The organism is Bacteroidota bacterium (assembly GCA_018831055.1).
Taxonomy (GTDB): Bacteria; Bacteroidota; Bacteroidia; order Bacteroidales; family B18-G4; genus M55B132.
The window spans coordinates 15,021-34,499 of record JAHJRE010000221.1; the positions used below are offsets into that span (position 1 = coordinate 15,021).

The 19,479-nt window shown below is 43.5% G+C and carries 18 protein-coding genes; 6 read left to right on the top strand and 12 right to left on the bottom strand.

Features of this window, described 5'->3' with window-relative positions; all coding sequences use genetic code 11:
• Positions 1-45: 45 nt before the first annotated feature.
• Positions 46-735 (top strand): Crp/Fnr family transcriptional regulator, encoded by a 690-nt coding sequence (locus tag KKA81_14650; protein ID MBU2652165.1) that lies wholly within the window; start codon positions 46-48, stop codon positions 733-735.
• Positions 736-743: 8 nt separating this feature from the next.
• On the opposite strand, the gene KKA81_14655 is transcribed toward KKA81_14650, so the two are convergent.
• The 7 genes from KKA81_14655 to KKA81_14685 all read right to left on the bottom strand — a co-directional run bounded on the left by KKA81_14655 (position 744) and on the right by KKA81_14685 (position 7,070).
• Positions 744-1,376, bottom strand: a complete 633-nt coding sequence (locus tag KKA81_14655; protein ID MBU2652166.1) for a rhodanese-like domain-containing protein — start codon at positions 1,374-1,376, stop codon at positions 744-746.
• An 18-nt stretch (positions 1,377-1,394) separates the two neighbouring features.
• Positions 1,395-2,009, bottom strand: a complete 615-nt coding sequence (locus tag KKA81_14660; GenBank protein ID MBU2652167.1) for a rhodanese-like domain-containing protein — start codon at positions 2,007-2,009, stop codon at positions 1,395-1,397.
• A 10-nt stretch (positions 2,010-2,019) separates the two neighbouring features.
• The gene (locus KKA81_14665; GenBank protein ID MBU2652168.1) at positions 2,020-2,610 is read right to left on the bottom strand and encodes a YeeE/YedE family protein; all 591 of its coding nucleotides are present in this window, start codon (positions 2,608-2,610) and stop codon (positions 2,020-2,022) included.
• Between the two features lie 12 nt (positions 2,611-2,622).
• Positions 2,623-3,135, bottom strand: coding sequence for a YeeE/YedE family protein (locus tag KKA81_14670; protein ID MBU2652169.1), 513 nt, complete (start codon positions 3,133-3,135; stop codon positions 2,623-2,625).
• Positions 3,136-3,331: 196 nt separating this feature from the next.
• The gene (gene nrfD, locus KKA81_14675) at positions 3,332-4,273 is read right to left on the bottom strand and encodes a polysulfide reductase NrfD (protein ID MBU2652170.1); all 942 of its coding nucleotides are present in this window, start codon (positions 4,271-4,273) and stop codon (positions 3,332-3,334) included.
• A gap of 20 nt (positions 4,274-4,293) precedes the next feature.
• A complete protein-coding gene (locus KKA81_14680) occupies positions 4,294-4,827 on the bottom strand; it encodes a 4Fe-4S dicluster domain-containing protein (GenBank protein MBU2652171.1) in 534 nt (177 codons plus the stop codon).
• Entirely contained in the window at positions 4,824-7,070 is a 2,247-nt protein-coding gene (locus KKA81_14685) for a molybdopterin-dependent oxidoreductase (GenBank protein MBU2652172.1), read from the bottom strand. The genes KKA81_14680 and KKA81_14685 overlap by 4 nt, the downstream gene beginning before the upstream one ends.
• A gap of 346 nt (positions 7,071-7,416) precedes the next feature.
• On the opposite strand from KKA81_14685, the gene KKA81_14690 reads away from it, so the two are divergent.
• Together KKA81_14690 and KKA81_14695 are read left to right on the top strand one after the other, a co-directional pair.
• Positions 7,417-7,827 (top strand): Rieske (2Fe-2S) protein, encoded by a 411-nt coding sequence (locus KKA81_14690; GenBank protein ID MBU2652173.1) that lies wholly within the window; start codon positions 7,417-7,419, stop codon positions 7,825-7,827.
• 12 nt (positions 7,828-7,839) lie between these two features.
• Positions 7,840-10,554 (top strand): hypothetical protein, encoded by a 2,715-nt coding sequence (locus KKA81_14695; GenBank protein MBU2652174.1) that lies wholly within the window; start codon positions 7,840-7,842, stop codon positions 10,552-10,554.
• A 149-nt stretch (positions 10,555-10,703) separates the two neighbouring features.
• Here KKA81_14695 and KKA81_14700 read toward each other — a convergent pair whose 3' ends face one another.
• The 5 genes from KKA81_14700 to KKA81_14720 all read right to left on the bottom strand — a co-directional run bounded on the left by KKA81_14700 (position 10,704) and on the right by KKA81_14720 (position 15,116).
• Positions 10,704-11,279: a hypothetical protein gene (locus tag KKA81_14700; protein ID MBU2652175.1), complete on the bottom strand. Its 576-nt coding sequence runs from the start codon at positions 11,277-11,279 to the stop codon at positions 10,704-10,706.
• A gap of 16 nt (positions 11,280-11,295) precedes the next feature.
• Positions 11,296-11,916 (bottom strand): molybdenum cofactor guanylyltransferase, encoded by a 621-nt coding sequence (locus KKA81_14705; protein ID MBU2652176.1) that lies wholly within the window; start codon positions 11,914-11,916, stop codon positions 11,296-11,298.
• Positions 11,917-12,007: 91 nt separating this feature from the next.
• Positions 12,008-12,874, bottom strand: a complete 867-nt coding sequence (locus KKA81_14710; GenBank protein MBU2652177.1) for a sulfurtransferase — start codon at positions 12,872-12,874, stop codon at positions 12,008-12,010.
• 21 nt (positions 12,875-12,895) lie between these two features.
• The gene (locus KKA81_14715; protein MBU2652178.1) at positions 12,896-14,047 is read right to left on the bottom strand and encodes an OprO/OprP family phosphate-selective porin; all 1,152 of its coding nucleotides are present in this window, start codon (positions 14,045-14,047) and stop codon (positions 12,896-12,898) included.
• Between the two features lie 79 nt (positions 14,048-14,126).
• Positions 14,127-15,116, bottom strand: a complete 990-nt coding sequence (locus tag KKA81_14720; GenBank protein ID MBU2652179.1) for a hypothetical protein — start codon at positions 15,114-15,116, stop codon at positions 14,127-14,129.
• Positions 15,117-15,314: 198 nt separating this feature from the next.
• Here KKA81_14720 and KKA81_14725 point away from each other — a divergent pair, with 198 nt between their 5' ends.
• The 3 genes from KKA81_14725 to KKA81_14735 form a co-directional block, all read left to right on the top strand.
• A complete protein-coding gene (locus KKA81_14725; protein MBU2652180.1) occupies positions 15,315-16,007 on the top strand; it encodes a Crp/Fnr family transcriptional regulator in 693 nt (230 codons plus the stop codon).
• 22 nt (positions 16,008-16,029) lie between these two features.
• The gene (locus KKA81_14730; protein MBU2652181.1) at positions 16,030-16,737 is read left to right on the top strand and encodes a CDP-alcohol phosphatidyltransferase family protein; all 708 of its coding nucleotides are present in this window, start codon (positions 16,030-16,032) and stop codon (positions 16,735-16,737) included.
• Positions 16,738-16,788: 51 nt separating this feature from the next.
• The coding region (locus KKA81_14735; GenBank protein MBU2652182.1) for a PKD domain-containing protein at positions 16,789-19,479 on the top strand (2,691 nt) is incomplete at its 3' end.

Genomic DNA, 19,479 nt, shown 5'->3' on the forward strand with positions numbered 1-19,479 from the left:
ACTACTATAAAAGTGTGATCTTCATCACATATAAAAAAGAAATAAATGAATCAAACACAATACCATTGCAGTGAATGTAAGATCAAGTCGGATGCAGTAGGCACATTAAAGAGAAAAGACCTTGATTTTCTGAGTCAAAACTGCATGGAAATCACCTTAAGAAGGGGAGAAAGCATCATCCGTCAGGGAACGGTATCGACACACATTGCCTATTTAAAATCAGGGCTTGCAAAAACCCATATGAGCGGGCCTGCCGGGCGGGATCAGATTTTAAAGATTGTTACACCCGGATATTATATAGGAATCCAGGCCATCATGTTCGACAAGGTACATCGATATTCCGCATCGGCGCTTAACGAGTCAGTGTATTGCTTAATTGATTCAAAATCGTTTATGCATTTAGTCCGTCGCAATCAGGTATTTGCCTATGAAATTGTTAAATATCTGAGCATGGATGAGCTTACCTATTACGACCGGTTTGTAAATCAGTTACAAAAGCATTTAAACGGACGTCTCGCCGACGCGTTAACCTATTTTTCTCAAATGTATGGAGGAAAAGGGGTTTTCCATTTGCCTGTGAGCAAGACAGATCTTGCCGGGCTGATAGGTTCTTCCCGTGAGAGCGTGTCAAGAGCATTGAAAGAAATGTCTGAAACGGGGGTCATCCGTGTCGACGGAAGAAAGATCAGTATATTGAATGTGCAGTTACTTGAAAAGATCAGCCGAAGCGGTTAAGAAAAATATCAGCACCCCCCTTCAGCAGCGGTACTTTTCTTTTTTCTAACCGGCATGATCATTTCAGGTTGGTGGTTATCAGGGCTCTCTCCGGAAGCACTGGTATTGATCTCCAACAAAGATGCAAAATCGAAGGCAGGTTCTTCCACCAGGTAATTGGGAAGATCTTCAACTGCATAAGGATCAATAAGAATCCCTTTAATATAATCATAACCACCGAGGAGAACTTTCACATTCTCTATTCCAATTTGCTTCAGAAGCATCCAGGGAAGATTAGCCTGACTTTGGTTATTACCATAAAGGACAATAGTAACTGAATCTTTATCCAGCTTTTGCAGGAAAAGCAGATTATCCTCCTGAAGAAGAACACTGGAGGGAATATTTACTGCTTTCCTGATATGGCCTTGCAGAAAGTCATAAGGAGTCCGCAGATCGATAAGCTGATAACCGGAGGCACTATCTTCGAGGGCATAAACAATATCTTCAGGAAATACTTCGTCTACTAACGATAGGGCATTATCGAGGGCTTCACGGGGTGTCAACTGATAACCAATATCTGGTTTCCTTACCGAAAGGATTCCAAGAATGATCAGCAGGATAAAGGCCGCAACGATGATCAATATTTTATTTTTTCCATCCATGGTATAAATTGTTTGGGATCAGCAACCGCCTTCGGCGGCTGTACTTTTCTTTTTTCGTGTAATTTCAATCTTTTCAGGTTGGCTGGCAGGAGCCGCATCTATACTTCCTCCACCGAAGTATTGTCGTGCAGCCATTCTGAAAGAATACAGTGCAAACGCTTCTTCCGGATCGCTTTGTTTCGGTATTGGGGGTTGGAGTATCGTAACTGCCCAATGGTTAAGTCCGCCTTTCATCACACGGAGATTTTTAAAGTCTTGCCTTTGAAGCAATATCCAGGCCTGGTCGGCATATATTTCATCGTTTGAAAAGAATACAATATCGTAATCTTCTGCAGAAAAGTAATCTTCCCATTCGGGATCGAGAATATTTTCCAGGGGAATATTGAGTGCTCCGGGAAGGCTAAAATCAAGATACTCATCAGGATTTCTTACATCAATCAACAATAGTGCCGGATCCTGTTTGATAATTTTATCAGCAACCAGGTCTGTTGACCAGTAGTGCGAATCATCACTAAAGGCCAGCAATAGGTTTTCAGGGCTTATTTCACTTGCGTTATCCGGTTCTTCGAATAAAAACATACCGGCACTCAAGAGAATAGCAAGAACCATCAATATCAAATAAATTCTTTTCATCATATTGATTTTAATATTCGACTTTTTTAACCCGTTTCTGTATTCTGGCTGTCAGAAAAAACGCAACCAAAGCGATGATTACCAATAGGAGTACAAACAGGCTGCGGGATATTCCAATAGTTTCATATATCAAGGCGGGTCCAAGGGAACCGCTTTCATAAAGAACATTGAGCCAGGAAAAGCCTTCGGAAAAAATAAATATTCCGATAAACATCCCAATAGTAAAGAACATGGCATCTATTTTACCAATGGCAGCACCACAGAAGCTGGTACCCGGGCAATAGCCTCCCATAATGAAGCCAAGTCCCATCACAGCTCCCCCGATAATGGCGGAGGCCACGAAGGTAGGATTAACAAAAATCATAGATAAATCGATCCATCCTGCATAGCTAAAATAGACCAAACCAATGATAGCTGTGATAGCGGCAGTAAAAAACACACGAAGCACTGTAAAATCATACCCATAAAACACACCTGCCAGTTTCCTGGAAGATGAAAATCCGGATGATTCCAACACAAAACCAAAGGCCATTCCGATCAGGACGGCAATAACCAGATCCCATTGTGCTCCAATAATACCTTGAGGAATAAGTGGTCCCATATTATCAAATTATTAAATCCAGAACTTCCTGAAAAAATATGCATATAAATAGCCTGAACCGAAGATAGCAAGCATAGTGATGAATCCAGCCAGGGAAAGATTTACCATTCCGCTAAGGGCGGCTCCGCTAGTACAACCTCTTCCGAGTTGTGATCCTATCCCGAACATCAATCCTCCCAGAGTGGCCATGATGAGGCGGGTTCGGGAAGTGATTTTGGGCGAATGCTCTACTTTAAATGTAAGGCGACCGGCAAGTGCTCCGCTCAGAAAAGCCCCGGCAAGTACTCCCAGCACCTCAAAAACCAGCCATGTACTCATAGGATGCTTATCATCGCTTATAAAACTACTGTAATAAGCCGAGTTTTGGGCATGCTGGCTGGAGACAGAATTTACTACAGCTACCACTGTGCTTTTAACAGCACCACTGGCACCCAGTCCCCTGCCTGTAATATAAAAAGTCAGCAGAAGAATGATCCCCAGCAAAATTCCTCCGAGATAGGGGTTGATGTAGTTTTTGGGTTTCATAATTTTATATTTATTGTTGTTTTCTTATATTGTTATATTACTGGGAGTTAGGGATTAGGGATTAGGGGTTAGGGATTAGAATGAAAACTTGTAAAAAAAACCATACTAATCTCATAACCCATACCTCATAATTCATAACTCATAACTCATAATTCATAACTCATAATTCATAACTCATAACCCATAACCCATAACCCTAATAAAGGTACCTCGTTATCTGCCCTGCCTCGACCATTATAAAGCGGAAAACGAGTCCGCCGAAAATAATAAGTGCGGAAGGTACAGCTACAGGCACTTTAAAACCGGTTAATTCCAACACCTCCAGGATAGCTGGAAAGACCAGTCCGAGGATAACCACAAACACCCAGAAAGAAACGGTAAACTGTCCTCCCAGGAATAGTTGAGCGGCCTCGATCTGTACCTGTGAACCGGCGAGAAAACCCATAATCATATGAGTAATCAGGAACAGTTCCAGGAGTATCAGCATCAGGTCGATTCTGCTCATAATTCTTCTTTCCAGGTGGCTTCTGGATATCCACATAATAGTTGCTGCCCCTGTTGACAAACCGGAGACGAGGAACAGGGGACCGAGTATTGACGTATTCCACAGAGGTCTCGCATTGAAAGCCGAGAGGAGTATTCCTGTATAAATCCCGAGAATAACGGAAAGAGACAGAATAAAATACGAGAGATTTTTACGGTTTCTGGCTGTCCAATCGAGAATATCCTGTACTATTTTCAACTTCCATTTCCAGGAAGGGATGGCATCCTGGATATAGCTTCCGGCCCACAGGAATGAAAGGGGAGTAATGAGCATCAGTACCCAGGCGCCCCAAGACATAGGTGATTCAAACCTTATGGTTGTATATAGTTGCCAGAAGTACAATTGATGTTTAAGATCATAAAACAGAGCCATAAGGCCGACAGAAAGAATAGCCGGGACAAGGAATGTAGACCATTTTACGGCCGAAGGCATTTCCTTTTCCTTATCGAGGATAGTATATAATGCGGCAAAAAACATAATTCCTGCGGCAAGCCCTCCAAGGAATAAGTAAACCGGAATAGGCCAATGCCAAAGGGAAAGATAGGGATCAATTCCCGGGTTCATTCTTCCGCTGATGATAAGCTCTTCATTCATATATTAAAGATTATGAAATTTTACATCAAATAGAATATCTGTGGAGCGGTACCGGCTTCCGGAGCCAGAGCTTTGAATTTTCTGTTTTTCAATGCTCTGGAGACATCGCTATCGGGATCTTCAAGGTCACCGAAATACATACATTTAGTTGGACAAACGGCTACACATGCAGGCTGCTGTCCCCTTTTCACCAGGTGCTCGCAAAAAGTACATTTGTCGACATATCCATCGGGATGAGAGTAACGGGCATCATAGGGACAAGATTCGATGCATGCACCGCAACCAATGCATTTATTGGGGGTAACAAGAACAATTCCTCCTTCCACAATATGACTGGCACCTGTTGGGCAACAACGCACGCAGGGTGCATTATCGCAATGGTTACAGCGCTCCGAGCGAAGCTCCAGTTCCACATTGGGGTATGACCCGTCGACAGTTTCAGTGATCCAGTCGCGGCAATAACCTATAGGTACATTGTTCTCTGTCTGGCAGGCAACCACACAGTCGGAACAGCCTACACATTTGCGTGTATCAATAGCCATTGCATATCTCATAACTTAGCCTCCTTTCCGGGATCTTCAGTAAGGAAAGTAACAAAATTGCTTCTCATTCCAGTCCCTCCCATCAGCGGGTCGATCTTAATATTTGTTATAAGTCCTGAATCGTTCACACCCTTGCCATAGGCCCGGGTAAGTTTTTTATCGGAATGTCCGAATCCGTGGACCATATAGATAGAATCCCAGCGGATTCTTTCCGTCACCCTTACCTTTATTGGGAATTCGGAGACTACTCCGTCCTGGTTTTGCAACCAGACTTTATCACCGGTATTAAGGTCCCAAAGCCTGGCAACCTTTGGGTTGACCCAGAGATAATTCTCATCCTGCAGGTCGGTAAGGTTAGGATTATTTGCCGTACGGCTGAATGTATGAGGAGGTGTCCGGCCATAAATCAGGCGGTAGTAGCCTTGCTGTGGTTGTTCATGTTCGGTATAGACCGGCATCGGATCAAATCCCTCTGCAGCAAAATCAGTGGCATACAACTCTATCTTACCGGTATTGGTATTAAAAGTCAGGTCTTCCCCAGGAGTAATATACAATGGTCCACTGGTTCTATCCATTTTTTTGATGCCAATTTGTTGCATCTCCTCCAGGGAGCTTCCGATCTGACGCAGCTGCCAATCGAGTACTTCCGAATAATTTTCATAATTAAAATAATCGCCAAGACCAAGGCGAATGCCGATTTCACGGGCAATCCACCAGGCCGGTTTGGTTTCATACATTGGCTCAGCGGCAGGCATTCTGAGTGCGATATAAGGTTCCCTGGCCGGAGCATCTCTTAGTTCATCATATCTCTCAAGATAGGTGCATTCCGGAAGAACAACATCTGCAAACCCTGTTATTTCCATGGGCATGGTATCAACTACAGCGATGAAATCAAGGTTATTGAAAGCCTCGAATAATACAGGCATTCCAGGAAGGGTAAGAGGAAGATTGGTTCCTGCCACCAGCCATCCATGGATTTTATGTTCGCCCATATAACCGGGTACCGAAGCATCAATCAATGCATTGGACACTGAAAGCCTGGCGAACTTGTACTGATCGCCTTGTATGTTTTTCCACGACCATTTGGGCTTTGGGAAAGGTGGATGTGGATAATCCGGGACCGAGGGGCTTTCTTTGAAATAAAAACCACCCCTTTGCCCCCATGAACCCAGGAGAGCATTGAGAATAGCAATCGCCCTGGATCTTTGGGTGTCATCACCATACCAGGTCACATGTCGTCCCGGATGGACGATCACTGCCGGTGATGCCTTTGCCATTTCCCAGGCTGTTCTCCGGATTATATCCGGTTCGATGGTTGTGATTCCATAAGCCCATTCCGGGGTCATTTGCTTAACATGTTCTTTTAGCTGATCAAAACCAAAAGCATATCGTGAAATATAATCTTTATTATAAAGGTCTTCATATATAAGGACGTGAATCCATGCCATCAGCAGGGCCATGTCAGTAGCGGGCTTGATGGGTATCCAGTATTTCGATTTGCTGGCTGCTGTAGAGAAGCGGGGATCAACGGTAATGATGGTGGCACCATTATCAATGGCATCCGACATTTCCTGAACCTGCCCGTTATGCATATTTTCTCCGATATGTGATCCTATCAATACCAGGCATTTGGTATTTCGGATATCGGTAGGCTCGGGAGAACCAACGCTGGAACCGAAAGTAGCTTCAAATCCTACCTCACGTGGTCCACGACATTGGGCATAGGATGGGGCGGTAATGTTTGAACTGCCATAAGCTTTAAGCAAGTGCCCCATATGGTGCCCGGCTGATCCGTGATTGAACAATGCCATGCTTTCAGGGCCGTACTTTTCGGCTATTTCTTTCATTTTCCGGGCAACAAGGTCCAGTGCTTCTTCCCAGGTCGCTTCCACAAATTCCTGGCTACCATTCCGGTTAACCCTTATTAAAGGCTTCTTTAGCCTGTCAGGATCGTAATACATCCCTATCCCGCCTGTACCGCGCGGACATAAACGACCGTTACACAAAGGATCGTTTTCGTTACCAATGATCTTCTGTATGCGGCCCTGCTCATCTGTATATGTCCACCCTGCACATTTCCAGAAACAAACCTCGCAATAGGTAGGATAACGGTGGACTGCCTTCAGAGAGGCCTGGGTTCCTTCCTCAGCAGCAAAAAGACCGGATTTGTTTAAAACGCCAATAGCACTCCCGGCCAATGCCACCCCTGCTGTCCCCATGGCTGAGATCTTGATGAAACCCCTTCTTGTACTCATAAATATTCAGGTAGGTGAGTTTTTATTGATATTTACAAAAGTATCTTTTAATAACACATCATAATTTATTTATACTTGAGCTTTCTCAGGTAAAAAACTGTACTATGTCATAAAATTACCAATTCCTGACCCCTCCGTAAAAAATACCATTTGCTCTTTTATAAATAACTTCTTCAGAAAGTATAAATTTAGTAAAAAGTTTTAAGAGAAAAAACGATATGCAATTATTTCCCTGAAAAAAATCCTTACTTTGTGGTTCAACTTAAATTGAACAGCAGGATCTGAGATTGTAGAGGATAAATAAAGATTTAAGAAAATTCTGGCTATTATTTTTTAGTAAACATCCATGAATAGGGTAGAAAAAAAAGACCGGAGGGCATTTCTGAAAAGTCTGGGTTTAATCATGGTTTTACCTTTTTTCTATGCCTGGTATTCAGTCATTAAAGTCAAACTGCGGCAGGAAAGCTATGAAACAATCAAAATACCCCTCGGTTCCATTACGGAAGGGATCAGTTTCCATAATGAAATAATAATCAGGAAAAAAGGGGACGAAATACGCGTTTTATCATCCCGATGCACCCATCTGGGCTGTAAAATATCTGAATTCCATGATGGCAAACTGATTTGTCCCTGCCATGGATCTGTTTACACGACAGACGGAGAAGTAATAAAAGGACCAGCAACCAAACCCCTTCAAAATTTCTCGCACGATTTGGATGAAATTGAAGGAGTTTTGATAGTGAAATCAAACAATTAATCCGGAAAAACCTTGAGTTTCCTCAGCAAAATAGAAAAGGGGTTATTGCCCGGTACTTACGGAACTACTGCAATTGCTTCCCTGCTTATCTGTACAGTATCCGGTATCATCCTGGCCATTCCATACGATGTTGTAAAACCATTCGAATCCATCCGGCAAATGCTCCTTACCAATCCGGCAGCCGTATTTTTCCGCAATCTTCATTACTGGAGCGCTCAGTTTTTTCTCATCTTTACCATTCTACATTTTTGGGATCATTTATATCGCTCAACAGAATACAGGGTAAAGACCGGGGTTTGGTTCAGACTTTGTGTTTCGGTATTTTTCATATTTTTTGTCATGCTTTCGGGTTTTATTTTAAAAGGAGACCAGGACAGCAGGCAGGCAGCCATGATATTCCGGTCACTCTTTGAAACTATACCTGGCGGTCGATGGGTTGCCTTTGCTCTGCTGGGCCGCGAAGATTCATTCCAGCTTGTTTATGTCCATCACATCGCTACTGCAACAATATTTATATTTATCATAACCTTTGAACACGCCAGGACAATTTGGAGTAAAGTGCCCGAATTTCTTGCCGTTTCCGGTGTATTGATCATTTTCTCCTTTCTTTTTCATGCACCTTTGCAAACCCATTCAGGAAATATCGTAAAAGGCCCCTGGTACTTCCTTGGTTTACAGGAAATACTGCACTTAACTGCCCATCCCTGGATTGTAATGACAGCCTTGTTATTTCTGTTTTTTGTCTTGCTTTTTCTACCCCGCTTCAGGAAAAATACTTCCTGGAAAATGAAGCATGCATTATTAGGATTGTTTGGCTTCTATATTCTGCTAACGATTAGCGGATATTTTTTCAGGGGGCCCAACTGGTCGTGGACATGGGATGTAAAGCAGGCCTATTTCCCTTTTCAGCCGGTGGTGATCATACCGGCGGATTATTTTCCCGAGGCCGTTCAACCCGGTAAACAGGAAGGATGCTTATTATGCCACATGCCAGTATCGGGTTTTTCTCCTTCTCATGATCCTTCAGCGATAGGTTGTTCTTCCTGCCACCTGGGCAATCCCTTCACTCCTGATAAACAGGAGGCACACCGTTCCATGGTTCTGATTCCGGGTAACCTGGCACAATCCAGGCAAACCTGTGGCACAGCCGACTGCCATCCCGACATAACGGAGCGCATGAATAACAACATAATGACCACCCTGAGCGGGATGGTCAGTATAGATCGTTATGTTTTCGGTGAGTCATCCAGCCTTTCGGATTCCTGCCGAATAACAGACATAGGACACTCCCCTGCCGACATGCATTTAAGGAACTTATGTGCACATTGTCACCTTGGAAATGAAAAAACAGAAATTGGTCCTCAAACACAAATCAGCCGTGGAGGAGGATGCAACGCCTGCCATTTGAATTATAGCCATACTGCCCTTCAGGAGCTTTTTGCTTATAACTCAACCAGCAAGAAGGATACTTTCCTGATGAAAAACCACCCTTCATTGGATATCCATGTGACAGGCCAACACTGTTTCGGTTGTCATTCAAGGTCTGGAAGGATATCATTGAATTATGAGGGGTGGCAGGAAACCTTGCTTCAGGCAGATGACATCTCCGGGGGGGGAGATGTCATCTGGTACAAAACCTTGGAAGACAACAGAGTATTAAAATTCATTTCAGAAGACATCCATCACAAAGCAGGGCTGGAGTGTATCGATTGCCATATTTCGTATGAACTTATGGGAGATGGCACTTTCTACCTGCACAAGGAAGAACAGTTAAAAGTTGCCTGTGAGGATTGTCATTATTCCGGAGCACCAAGGGTTGTTGCAAATATTGATGCAGAAAGTCAGAAGATTATGCAACTCAGAGGGTGGGAATCCGGTTCCTGGACCATGCTTCTTTCGAAGAGTGGCTATCCGATGGTAAATACAAGGATAGATGCAGATGGAAATTCTTACCTTATTCTGAAGAACTCTGGAAATATCTTACCCCTCAGCCCACCTGCCCAGGTCTGTAAAGAAGGGAAAGGCCATCAAAGACTTTCCTGTAGCAGTTGCCATACCGCCTGGGTACCTCAATGCATTGGGTGCCATAATGAATATGATCGTTTCGCTGATGGTTATGACCTTCTGGAGAATACACCCATCACTGGCACATGGGTGGAGTATGTTGCAAAGTTTACTGCAGGACCTCCCATATTGGGTGTCCGTGAAACAGGAGCTTCTTCAGGAAATATTGATCCAAACCGTGAAGAAATCGTATGCTTCACTCCGGGAATGATATTGAGCATTAAACCCATGGAAAATGATGGCAGGTTTACAGAAAATATTTTTCACAGACTTTTTGCCCCAACTGAGGCCCATACAACTCAGGCCGTAGGCAGGGATTGTAAAGGCTGCCATCTGGATCCTTTGGTACTGGGCTTTGGAAGCGGAGTCCTGGAATATATTATTGAAGATAACCATGGAAAGTGGAATTTCACACCTTCTTACGCCGACAATCCTTACGACGGATTACCCGAAGATGCCTGGACTGGATTCCTGGAAGAGAGGAAAGGGCAAAGTGCAACAAGGTATCATCACCGCCCTTTTAGCCTCGCAGAGCAAAAAAGGTTGCTTCTGGCAGGTTCATGTTTGCATTGCCATGCGCCTTCAAGCCAGGTTATGAAAGAAGCGCTGGAGGACTTTGATGGAACGATGAAACGGTTGGGGAAGGGATGTGTGGTGCCGTGATGTCCCGGCTTACGCCGGGATGTCCCGGCTTACGCCGTGATGTCCCGGCTTACGCCGGGATGACGGGGCTTGCGCCGGGATGACGGGGCTTGCGCCGGGATGTCCCGGCTTGCGCCGGGATGACGGGGCTTACGCCGGGATGTCCCGGCTTACGCCGGGATGACGGGGCTTACGCCGGGATGACGGGGGGTTATGTGCCAGGAGTTTGGGGTGGGAATGATGTTATTTATGTCTAAATCAAAATCATGGCCGTTGAAATAAACGATTTGGTCTGCTATGTTCAGAAGGGGTTTGACACTTTCTTTCCAAGGGGCATCATCCTTTCTTCTTATGATCAGGAATAAGCCGGGAACGACAAAGTGACGCAAACCACCGGATTCGCAAACCCAAAGATGTTCAGGATTCAAACAATCATGAAGGTGAGTAAAAGCTTCAGGCAGGAATGTGTCGGAAGACCTCAGAAAAAAAACTTCCCTGGCACCTGCGGACAACATCCTCGAACTGTCTTTATCACCAAAGGGATTCATCTCGTGCTCTATGACAAAAGAACGATTATTCCTAAATTCATATTCATTCATGTCATGAAAATGAGGTGTGATTTTAATCGCAGTTACGGGGAAGACATTGCTAATCCGGGTGATAATCCTTGAAATGAAGGTCGTTTTTCCTGAATTCCTTCCGTTTCCGGCAATGATAAGCATATTTGGATAGCTGGGCAAAACCATTTTTTTAATCTTTCGTTTAGGGTGTGAAATGAATTAATCCTTCCTTTATTCTTTTTTCCAGATCCTTTACCTCATCAATGGTATTGATATTAACAAAGGCATGCTCCTGAAAACATCCTGGATTATCCATAACGGAGAGCTTAACCATTGGGATATCACGGAAAATGACAGGAAGTTTAAAAATATGCAAATCCATAAAATCTTTGATTACCTGGCTCATTTTCCTGTTGTAAACAGCGCATAAGGGTTCGTACTTTTCTCCGCCATACCAGGGAACGACTACCATGGCCTCCATTCTCCTTTCAAGCAGGCAATGCATCGCAGGGAGATCAAAAAAAGGTGTATCACAGGAAACAACCAGATTATAATCATCCGCTGAACGTTTCAGACAGGAATAGATACCGGCTGCAGGACCAAATCCTGGAAATTCGTCCGGAACAACAGTATAGCCCAGATAATCATAAACCTGTGAATTTGAGCTTATCAGGATTTTGTGGCAAAGCTGCTCCAGGTGCCCTGCCACATATTCAATCAATGGCTTCCCCAGCAACGGAACAAGTCCTTTATCTCTTTTCATTCTGGAACTCTGGCCACCAGCCAGGATGATACCGGTTAAACTTTCTGATTGCAAAGCCACAATTTTGAGGTAAAAATAAAAAAAGTCCCCTCACCAGGGGACTTTTGTCAATTAAACTATACAGTTATGAAAAAGCAACAAGTTTTCGAAACTAATTTTTGGTTATTGGGTTATTCCCGGCTACCCATTCAACATAGGATCCATCATAAACCTTTACGTTGGGGTATTCCAAGACAGAGTTCAGTGCTGTGTAAACCACGGCAGCCCATATTCCTGTATTGCAGTAAACTATTATTTCCTTGTCTTTTGCTACTCCCTTGGAAGAAACAATTTGTTTAATTTGCTCAGCTGATTTATAGGCTCCCTTATCCGTTAACAAATCAGTATAGGGAATATTAACAGCACCTTCGATATGTCCCTTGCTTTCGCCTTTTTCATCCACGCCTTTGAATTGCTCAATGCTTCTGGCGTCGATAATAATGGTTCCGGAATTTTTTTGTTTTGCTTTCACATCTGCCATGGAAACATAAATTGCACTATTAACCTTTGGGGTAAAAGTAACAGCAGCAGGTTTGGTAGCTGCACGGGTAACGGGTATCCTGGCAACCTTCCATTGATCCATGTCTTTGTGAAGGATTTTCACATCACTGGCACCCAAATACTTAAGTATCCAATAAACCCTGCTGGAATATTTGTTTGAGCCGTCATCGTAAATAACAATAGATTTATCGGCGCTAACGCCATTGCTTCCAAAGATTTTTGCCAGATCTTCGGGGCTCTTGATCAATCCTTTAACATCACCGGGTTTATATAAGTCCTGGTGAGGTATGTTGACAGCACCCTGAACGTGAACTTTGGCGTAGTTTTCCGCAGTGTTCACATCAATCACCACGAGGTTCTTGTTGGATTTCAAGGCTTCACCAAAAGCTTTGGCTGAAATAAGATCGGCAGCTTGTACTTTTATCACACTAATCAATGCTATTGCCGAAAATAAGATTACTTTCTGAAAAGTCTTCATGATATAATATTAATTTAATGATTAAAACTTAACCTGTACCTGTACCATAAGTTGATTCAGGTAATAGTCCTGTGCTTGCTTAGCCTGATAGTCATTGATCAGATAATTGATCTGCAGGCGGGTCCAGTCGTTAAAGAAATAATTCAGGCCGAAGGTATAGGTTGTTATATTATCCTCGTTGACATCTACATTAGGTTCATAGTTTTCATATTTCACGACAGGTTGGATCCGCCATGGGGTCATGTACATTGCCTGTGCATAATATCCGTATTTTTCATTATTTCCAGGAACCAGGGCACCCCCGGTTGATCCGCAACCACCGCCACCACCGGAGGAAGTATATCCATCATCATATCCCCAGATGTATTCACCCTGCAGGAGAAAATCACCCAAAGAAAGTTCGGCATCAAATCCGATACGGGTAATTTTCTGACCATATTTCTTAATTATTTTGTTAGTATTGGGATCTCTTACAGCATGCACTCCATATTTATAGCTACCACCGAGGCTGATAAACTTCCAGGGTGAAAGTACAAGCCGGCCGATGAAGTCTTTACTGGCATTATCATCCCAGCGGTTCAGTCCAACACCGTTTGTAAAAGCAATCTGATAGCTAATGATATTGTGGTTTTTCAATCCGAAAATAGAAAGTGAATCGGTACCACCCCACAGCATTATTCCCAGATCGCGGAAAGGAATTGCCAGTTCGCGGACCACAAGAGAGCGGTTAATTGTATGGAGCGACTGGCAGGGAGTAGTAAGTTCCAGACCAAAAGGAGCCTTAAACTGCCCCAGGGTAATGTTCATCCAGGGTCCAAGACGTTTATATGTAATAAAGGCGTCGAGCAGGTAAGGTCCATTTCCTACGTTGGTTTTATCATCCCCCTGTGAAAACAGGAAAGGACTGAATTCTACCATTGCATAGTAAGAGAAATCATAAGGAATATTGCCGGTTACACCCAGCCTGGCGCGTTTAAAATAAAAGCTGCTGTAATCTTCAATGTGGGCTGTATTTTTATCATAGCCATTGAAATCATAATTAAACTGGGGTTGCAAATACCCGATTACGGAAACGCCATCATCCGACGACGATTCCATACAACCCTGTGTCCGGCCGGTAAATGGAATTAAAAACAGAGTTGCAAAAACAAGAATCATTACTTTTTTCATCATAACTATATTTCTTCGGAGTTATACATGTTATCAAAAGGCAAAAGGGGGAAAATCCCCCCCTTGCATATCTATAATTTAGTTACGGTACTACCGGATAGTCGGTACCTGGCATGTGCCACTTGGTCGGACCATCGGCGAGATTCGAATAAATCATGCCATTGGTTCCAAAAGTCAGACTCTTCGCATCATATCCCATAATTGTCAGGTATGCAGTAACAATGGATGATGTCTGTCCTGTCCAGCAATACGTTACAACGGTTTTGCTTGCATCAAGGTGCTTGAATTCGTTGTTCTCCAGGGTAAGGGGAAGAATACGGTAAGCACCGGTGATGTTTCCGTAGGTTTCAACATCTGTAGTTTTCCAGTAATTATTTATGAAATAATTCGAAGGAGTTCCCAGGACATCAGTATTAGCAACAGTTTTAAATCCCTGGCTCAGCATATAATTAACCCTTTCTGTAAGGATTTCAGGACCGGTAGTATACAAGCTGGTGAAGGTAGGAGCGGAAAAATCAGCACTTGGAGTGATGCTTCCGGGAGCGGCAACCCAGTTCGGGTTTGTCAGGGCAATGTCACCAGTTTTCGTTTCCCAGGCAGCTGAGAACTGGCTGTTCCATCCTGCCATACCCCACTTAAGAGCTTTGGCATCCATATGACCGCTCAGGCGAAGGGCAACAACAGCGTGACAAGCTGTTTGTCCTGTATAACATACCACAACAATCGGCTTGGTAGCTCCCTGAACCGTTGTAAGTATCTCACCCAAAGTAGATCTTACAGCGCCATCAATATGTGCAGTATTGAAATCAGCCTCCTGACGGATGTCAACGATAAAATAATCTCCGGTACCCTTGGCATTAATAGCATCAGCCGTAATAACAAAACCACCATTTGCGGCTGTAATGTCATCCAGGTCCATATTATTCTGAACAAGGTAGGTCTTCAGAACTTCATATGCATTTACCTGAGGCTGACTGCCACCATTGTCATCATCATCACTCTTATTACAGCTTACAAAAGTAAGAGCCGGAACAAGCATGAAAACGAACAATAATTTAATTAACTTTTTCATGTTACAGTTTTTAGTTAGATAAGTTGTTATTTCTTTCACAAGTCAAAAGTATCTTGTAATTCATTCACTTATAAAGACTGAAAATTCATATTAAACAGAAAAAAAAATGAATTAGATCATAAAAAAACTGATCCAGATCATAAAAAAAACTTACCTTTGTATGTTGGTTTTCACATAGATAACACATCAATATAATACATGGCCATCAACTACTTAGATTCCTGCAAACTTGAATACTACGATGCTGTAAGTTATGATATGCTCTCGGAGAATGAAAAGGAACTCCTGGATAAGAATACAGTTATTATAGATTATAAAAAAGGTGAGACCATTTGCAAGCAGGGGACCTTTGCTTCCAATGTAATTTTCATAGAAAAAGGGCTGGTAAAGGTATATATTGAAGGTAACCCAAAAAATCTCATCCTTACCATAACGCCTGAAAATTACTTTGTTGGCCTACAAACCTTTTACAACGGGAATAACACATATTTATATTCTGTGAGCACATATGTGGATACACGTGCAAGGTTAATCGATATTCAAACATTCAAACAGGTACTTAACAGCAATGCCCGTTTTGCATCACGGATCATACAGATCCTCAATGAAAATTCAGCCCAGGCTTATGGCCGTTTTTTCTGCCTTACACGAAAACAATCGCATGGCCGTATGGCCGACATCCTTTTATGTCTTTCCTACCGGATTTTTAAAAGCAATTCCTTTGAACTTCCTTTATCAAGGCAAGATCTGGGAGAACTGACCGGTCTTTCCACGGAAAGTGTTATCCGGATCATGAAAGACTTCAAAGACGAAAAACTCATTTCCGTTTCATGTAAAACCCTTGAGATCCTTGATCCTGAAAAACTTCAGAAGATCAGTGAGGTAGGATGATGTTTTTGCTACTTTTGGAAGTGTGAAAAGGCATATACCCAATATTGTTACAGGATTGAATCTATTGACCGGCAGTATTGCTGTTGCTGTTGCTTTCCAGGATGTGGTCCTTGCTTCCTGGTTAATACTGATCGCGGCCTTTTTGGATTTCCTTGATGGGTTCCTTGCCCGCTTGCTGAATGCATATTCGGAATTCGGCCATCAGTTTGATTCACTGGCTGATATCGTTTCATTTGGTATGGCGCCTTCTGTGTTGATGTATCTGTTACTTCAGGATTCAAACCCGCTACCGGTATTGAATTTTGGTGATCTGAACATGGTTCCTTTCATTTCCATGCTATTGGCCTTGTTTGCAGGAATAAGGCTAACCGTTTTTACCCTCAGAAAGGAAAACAAAACATTTAGCGGGCTGCCAACCCCGGCAACAGCAATTTTAATGGCCTCACTAACCCTTATGCTAAAAGGGCACGAAGCCGGGGGTACTTTCGGGCAGGTAATGTTTAATTCCTGGTTTCTTATTGGTTTTATTATCGCCATATCAATATTGATGGTGATACCCATAAAAATGATCTCCCTGAAAAAAAGCATCCGTCAGTGGTTTAAAGCACCTGAGATAATAATTCTTTTGCTTGGAGCAATGTTCCTGGTAATTTTTCTCGGATATACCGGAATAGCTTTAACTATACTCCTGTATATTCTGATTTCTTTGGTTCTGAATTTCCGTATGTAAGATTTCCCTGGATTTGGGTTAACTTTGTGCTAAGGAAATAATAAACCACGAATGATCATCAAGACTGCCAGACTATTCTGTATCCTTCTCCTCTTCATCCTGAGTATTAATGGTATTTCCCAGGACAACCCCAATCTTGACCAGATCCCCTACCCTTTTCTTCCAGGTAAGATAATTGAGGAATCGCGTGAATCCATGGTGATAACTATTGACGGCTATGATAATTTTTATCTGGGTACGGATTTTGCCGAGAGTTCGATCACAGAAGATCCTAATAATCCTCAGCGATATTTCACGGTATTCAATATTGACAATCCACACTATACCGATAATGGTCACGACTGGCAAATAAGCAGTCCTGCCTGGGGAGGTTATACGGTAAGGGGAGACGTCATTTGTTGTTACGATAATCAGGGCAATCTGTATTATGAAAACATGTATGGTTCTCCCACCATTCAAGGTTGTGTGGTGATTAAGTCGATCGACAACGGGGCGAGCTGGTCTTCCCCGGTTACAGCCATTACCGGGATAGATAAAAACTGGATGGCATGCGATCAAACCAGCGGACCATACAGCAACTTCATTTATACAACCATGACCGCCTCCAACGGGGGTAATTTTACCAGAAGTATCAACGATGGGGTGTCTTTCACAAACACCTGGACTTTTGACACACAAACGCTCCCGGGCATGATGGTTTGTGTTGGTCCCAATGATGAGATAGATGGAGGAACCGTTCATGTAGTCACCAATTCAGGAGATCCGTTTTCCTCTTTATATACTTTTTACAGCTCCAAAAACGGCGGATTAAGCTTTGAATACCAGTCGGAGCAAAGATTTGCAGGATATGTTGGCACGGCAGTAAATGGCCGTCATTCGGTCAATAACATGAGAACGAGGCCCTACCCGTTTATTGCCGCTGATAACAGCCATGGCCCTTACCGTGGCCGGCTATATTTGGTTTATGCTTCGAATTTCCCGGCAGGTAACGGGAACAAACCCGATATCTTCCTGCATTATTCCGACAATGACGGCGCTACCTGGTCAGAAGCCTTTACGATAAACGATGATTTTCCCTCCAATCTTCATTCCCAGTACCATCCCATTTCCTGGTGCGATAATGAAACGGGAAGGTTATACATACACTGGATGGATACCCGGAATACTCCAACGTCAGACAGTGCATTGATCTATGCTACTTTTTCTGATGATGGAGGAGAAAGCTTTGCCCCCAATGTTGCGGTTTCAAATGAAAAGATGCCCATTGATTGTATCACCTGTCCGGGAGGAGGAACTCCCCGATATCAGGGTGATTATAATGGAGTAGTCTCTAACGGCGATATTGCTATGCTGAGCTGGGCCGACTTCCGCTACGGTGATTTTGCTAGCTTTACCGCGTATTATCCTGACTTTGCCATGAAACTTTCCCCGGAACTGGATACCATCAGCGGTGCTGCCATCTTTACCATTGAAATCCCGGGTGTAAAAGCATATGATAATGATGTGATTTGTGAAGCGACTGTGGAATCTCCGCCATCGGGATATTTTACTGTGTTATATCCATACGGCAATGTAATCAGCATCCTTCCCGGAACCCTGGAAATATTTATCACGGCAAGCATCGATGTTCCTCCGGGGGATTATATTGCAACATTTACGGCAAGAGGCCCCAACAATACCCCCGTCCATAAGCGTTATGCTACGGTCAGAGTCCTGGATCCTTACAAACCGGTTGCAGATTTTACTTCCGATTATACTGAGTTTTGTGAAGGACAACCCATACACTTTTATGATCTTTCATCAGGCACACCTACAAGCTGGGAATGGTATTTCTTCGGAGCTTACCCTCCTACCTCCACGCAGCAAAATCCTGAAGGTATTGTATATACAGCCCCCGGTGAATATGACATTTCACTGATAGTAGCAAATTCTGCCGGATCCGACGACACCACCAAAGCAGACTATGTTCGGGTCAGCATTATTCCGATTCAACCGCAAACATGGGATGAGGAGACTTGCCTGGGAGGCCCCCAACCCTATTTGCTTGCCGGAGGAGAGAATATCCGGTGGTATGATGATCCATTTCTGATACATTTAATACATTATGGTGACACTTTGTATGTCAATGAAAGTCTACCGGGTATATATACTTACTACGCAACACAAACTATCAATGGATGTGAGAGTAACGGAGAAGAAGCACATCTGACCATACACCCTATACCGGAAGTCACTTTAGCGCCATTTGACACAGTTTGCAAAGGGGATACACCTTTTCTTCTTACCGGTGGTTTTCCCGAAGGGGGTAATTATTACGGAACAGGAATTACCAACAATTACTTTGACCCATTTGTAGCCGGACCCGGAACCCATCAGATTCGTTATCTGTATGCAGATAGTAATGGATGCGTCAATTCTGCCATACAAGCTCTGACTGTAAAACCCGGTCCTGCTGTGTCCCTTCAGCCTTTTTCCGCCATTTGCGAGAATGAAGAGGCCTTAGAACTTACAGGAGGCGAACCGACCGGTGGTGTTTATGAAGGGACAGGGGTGCAGGACGGTTGGTTTTTCCCGGCGTTGGCAGGGCCCGGCATTCATAGAATTCGTTATACTATTGAGGATAGTACAGGCTGCGCAAATGCTGCCGAAGAAACCATAGAAGTATACCCGTTGCCCATTGTTTTCATCCAGCCTTACGAAACCGTTTGCAGTAACTTTCCCCCTTTCCTGCTTACCCAGGGA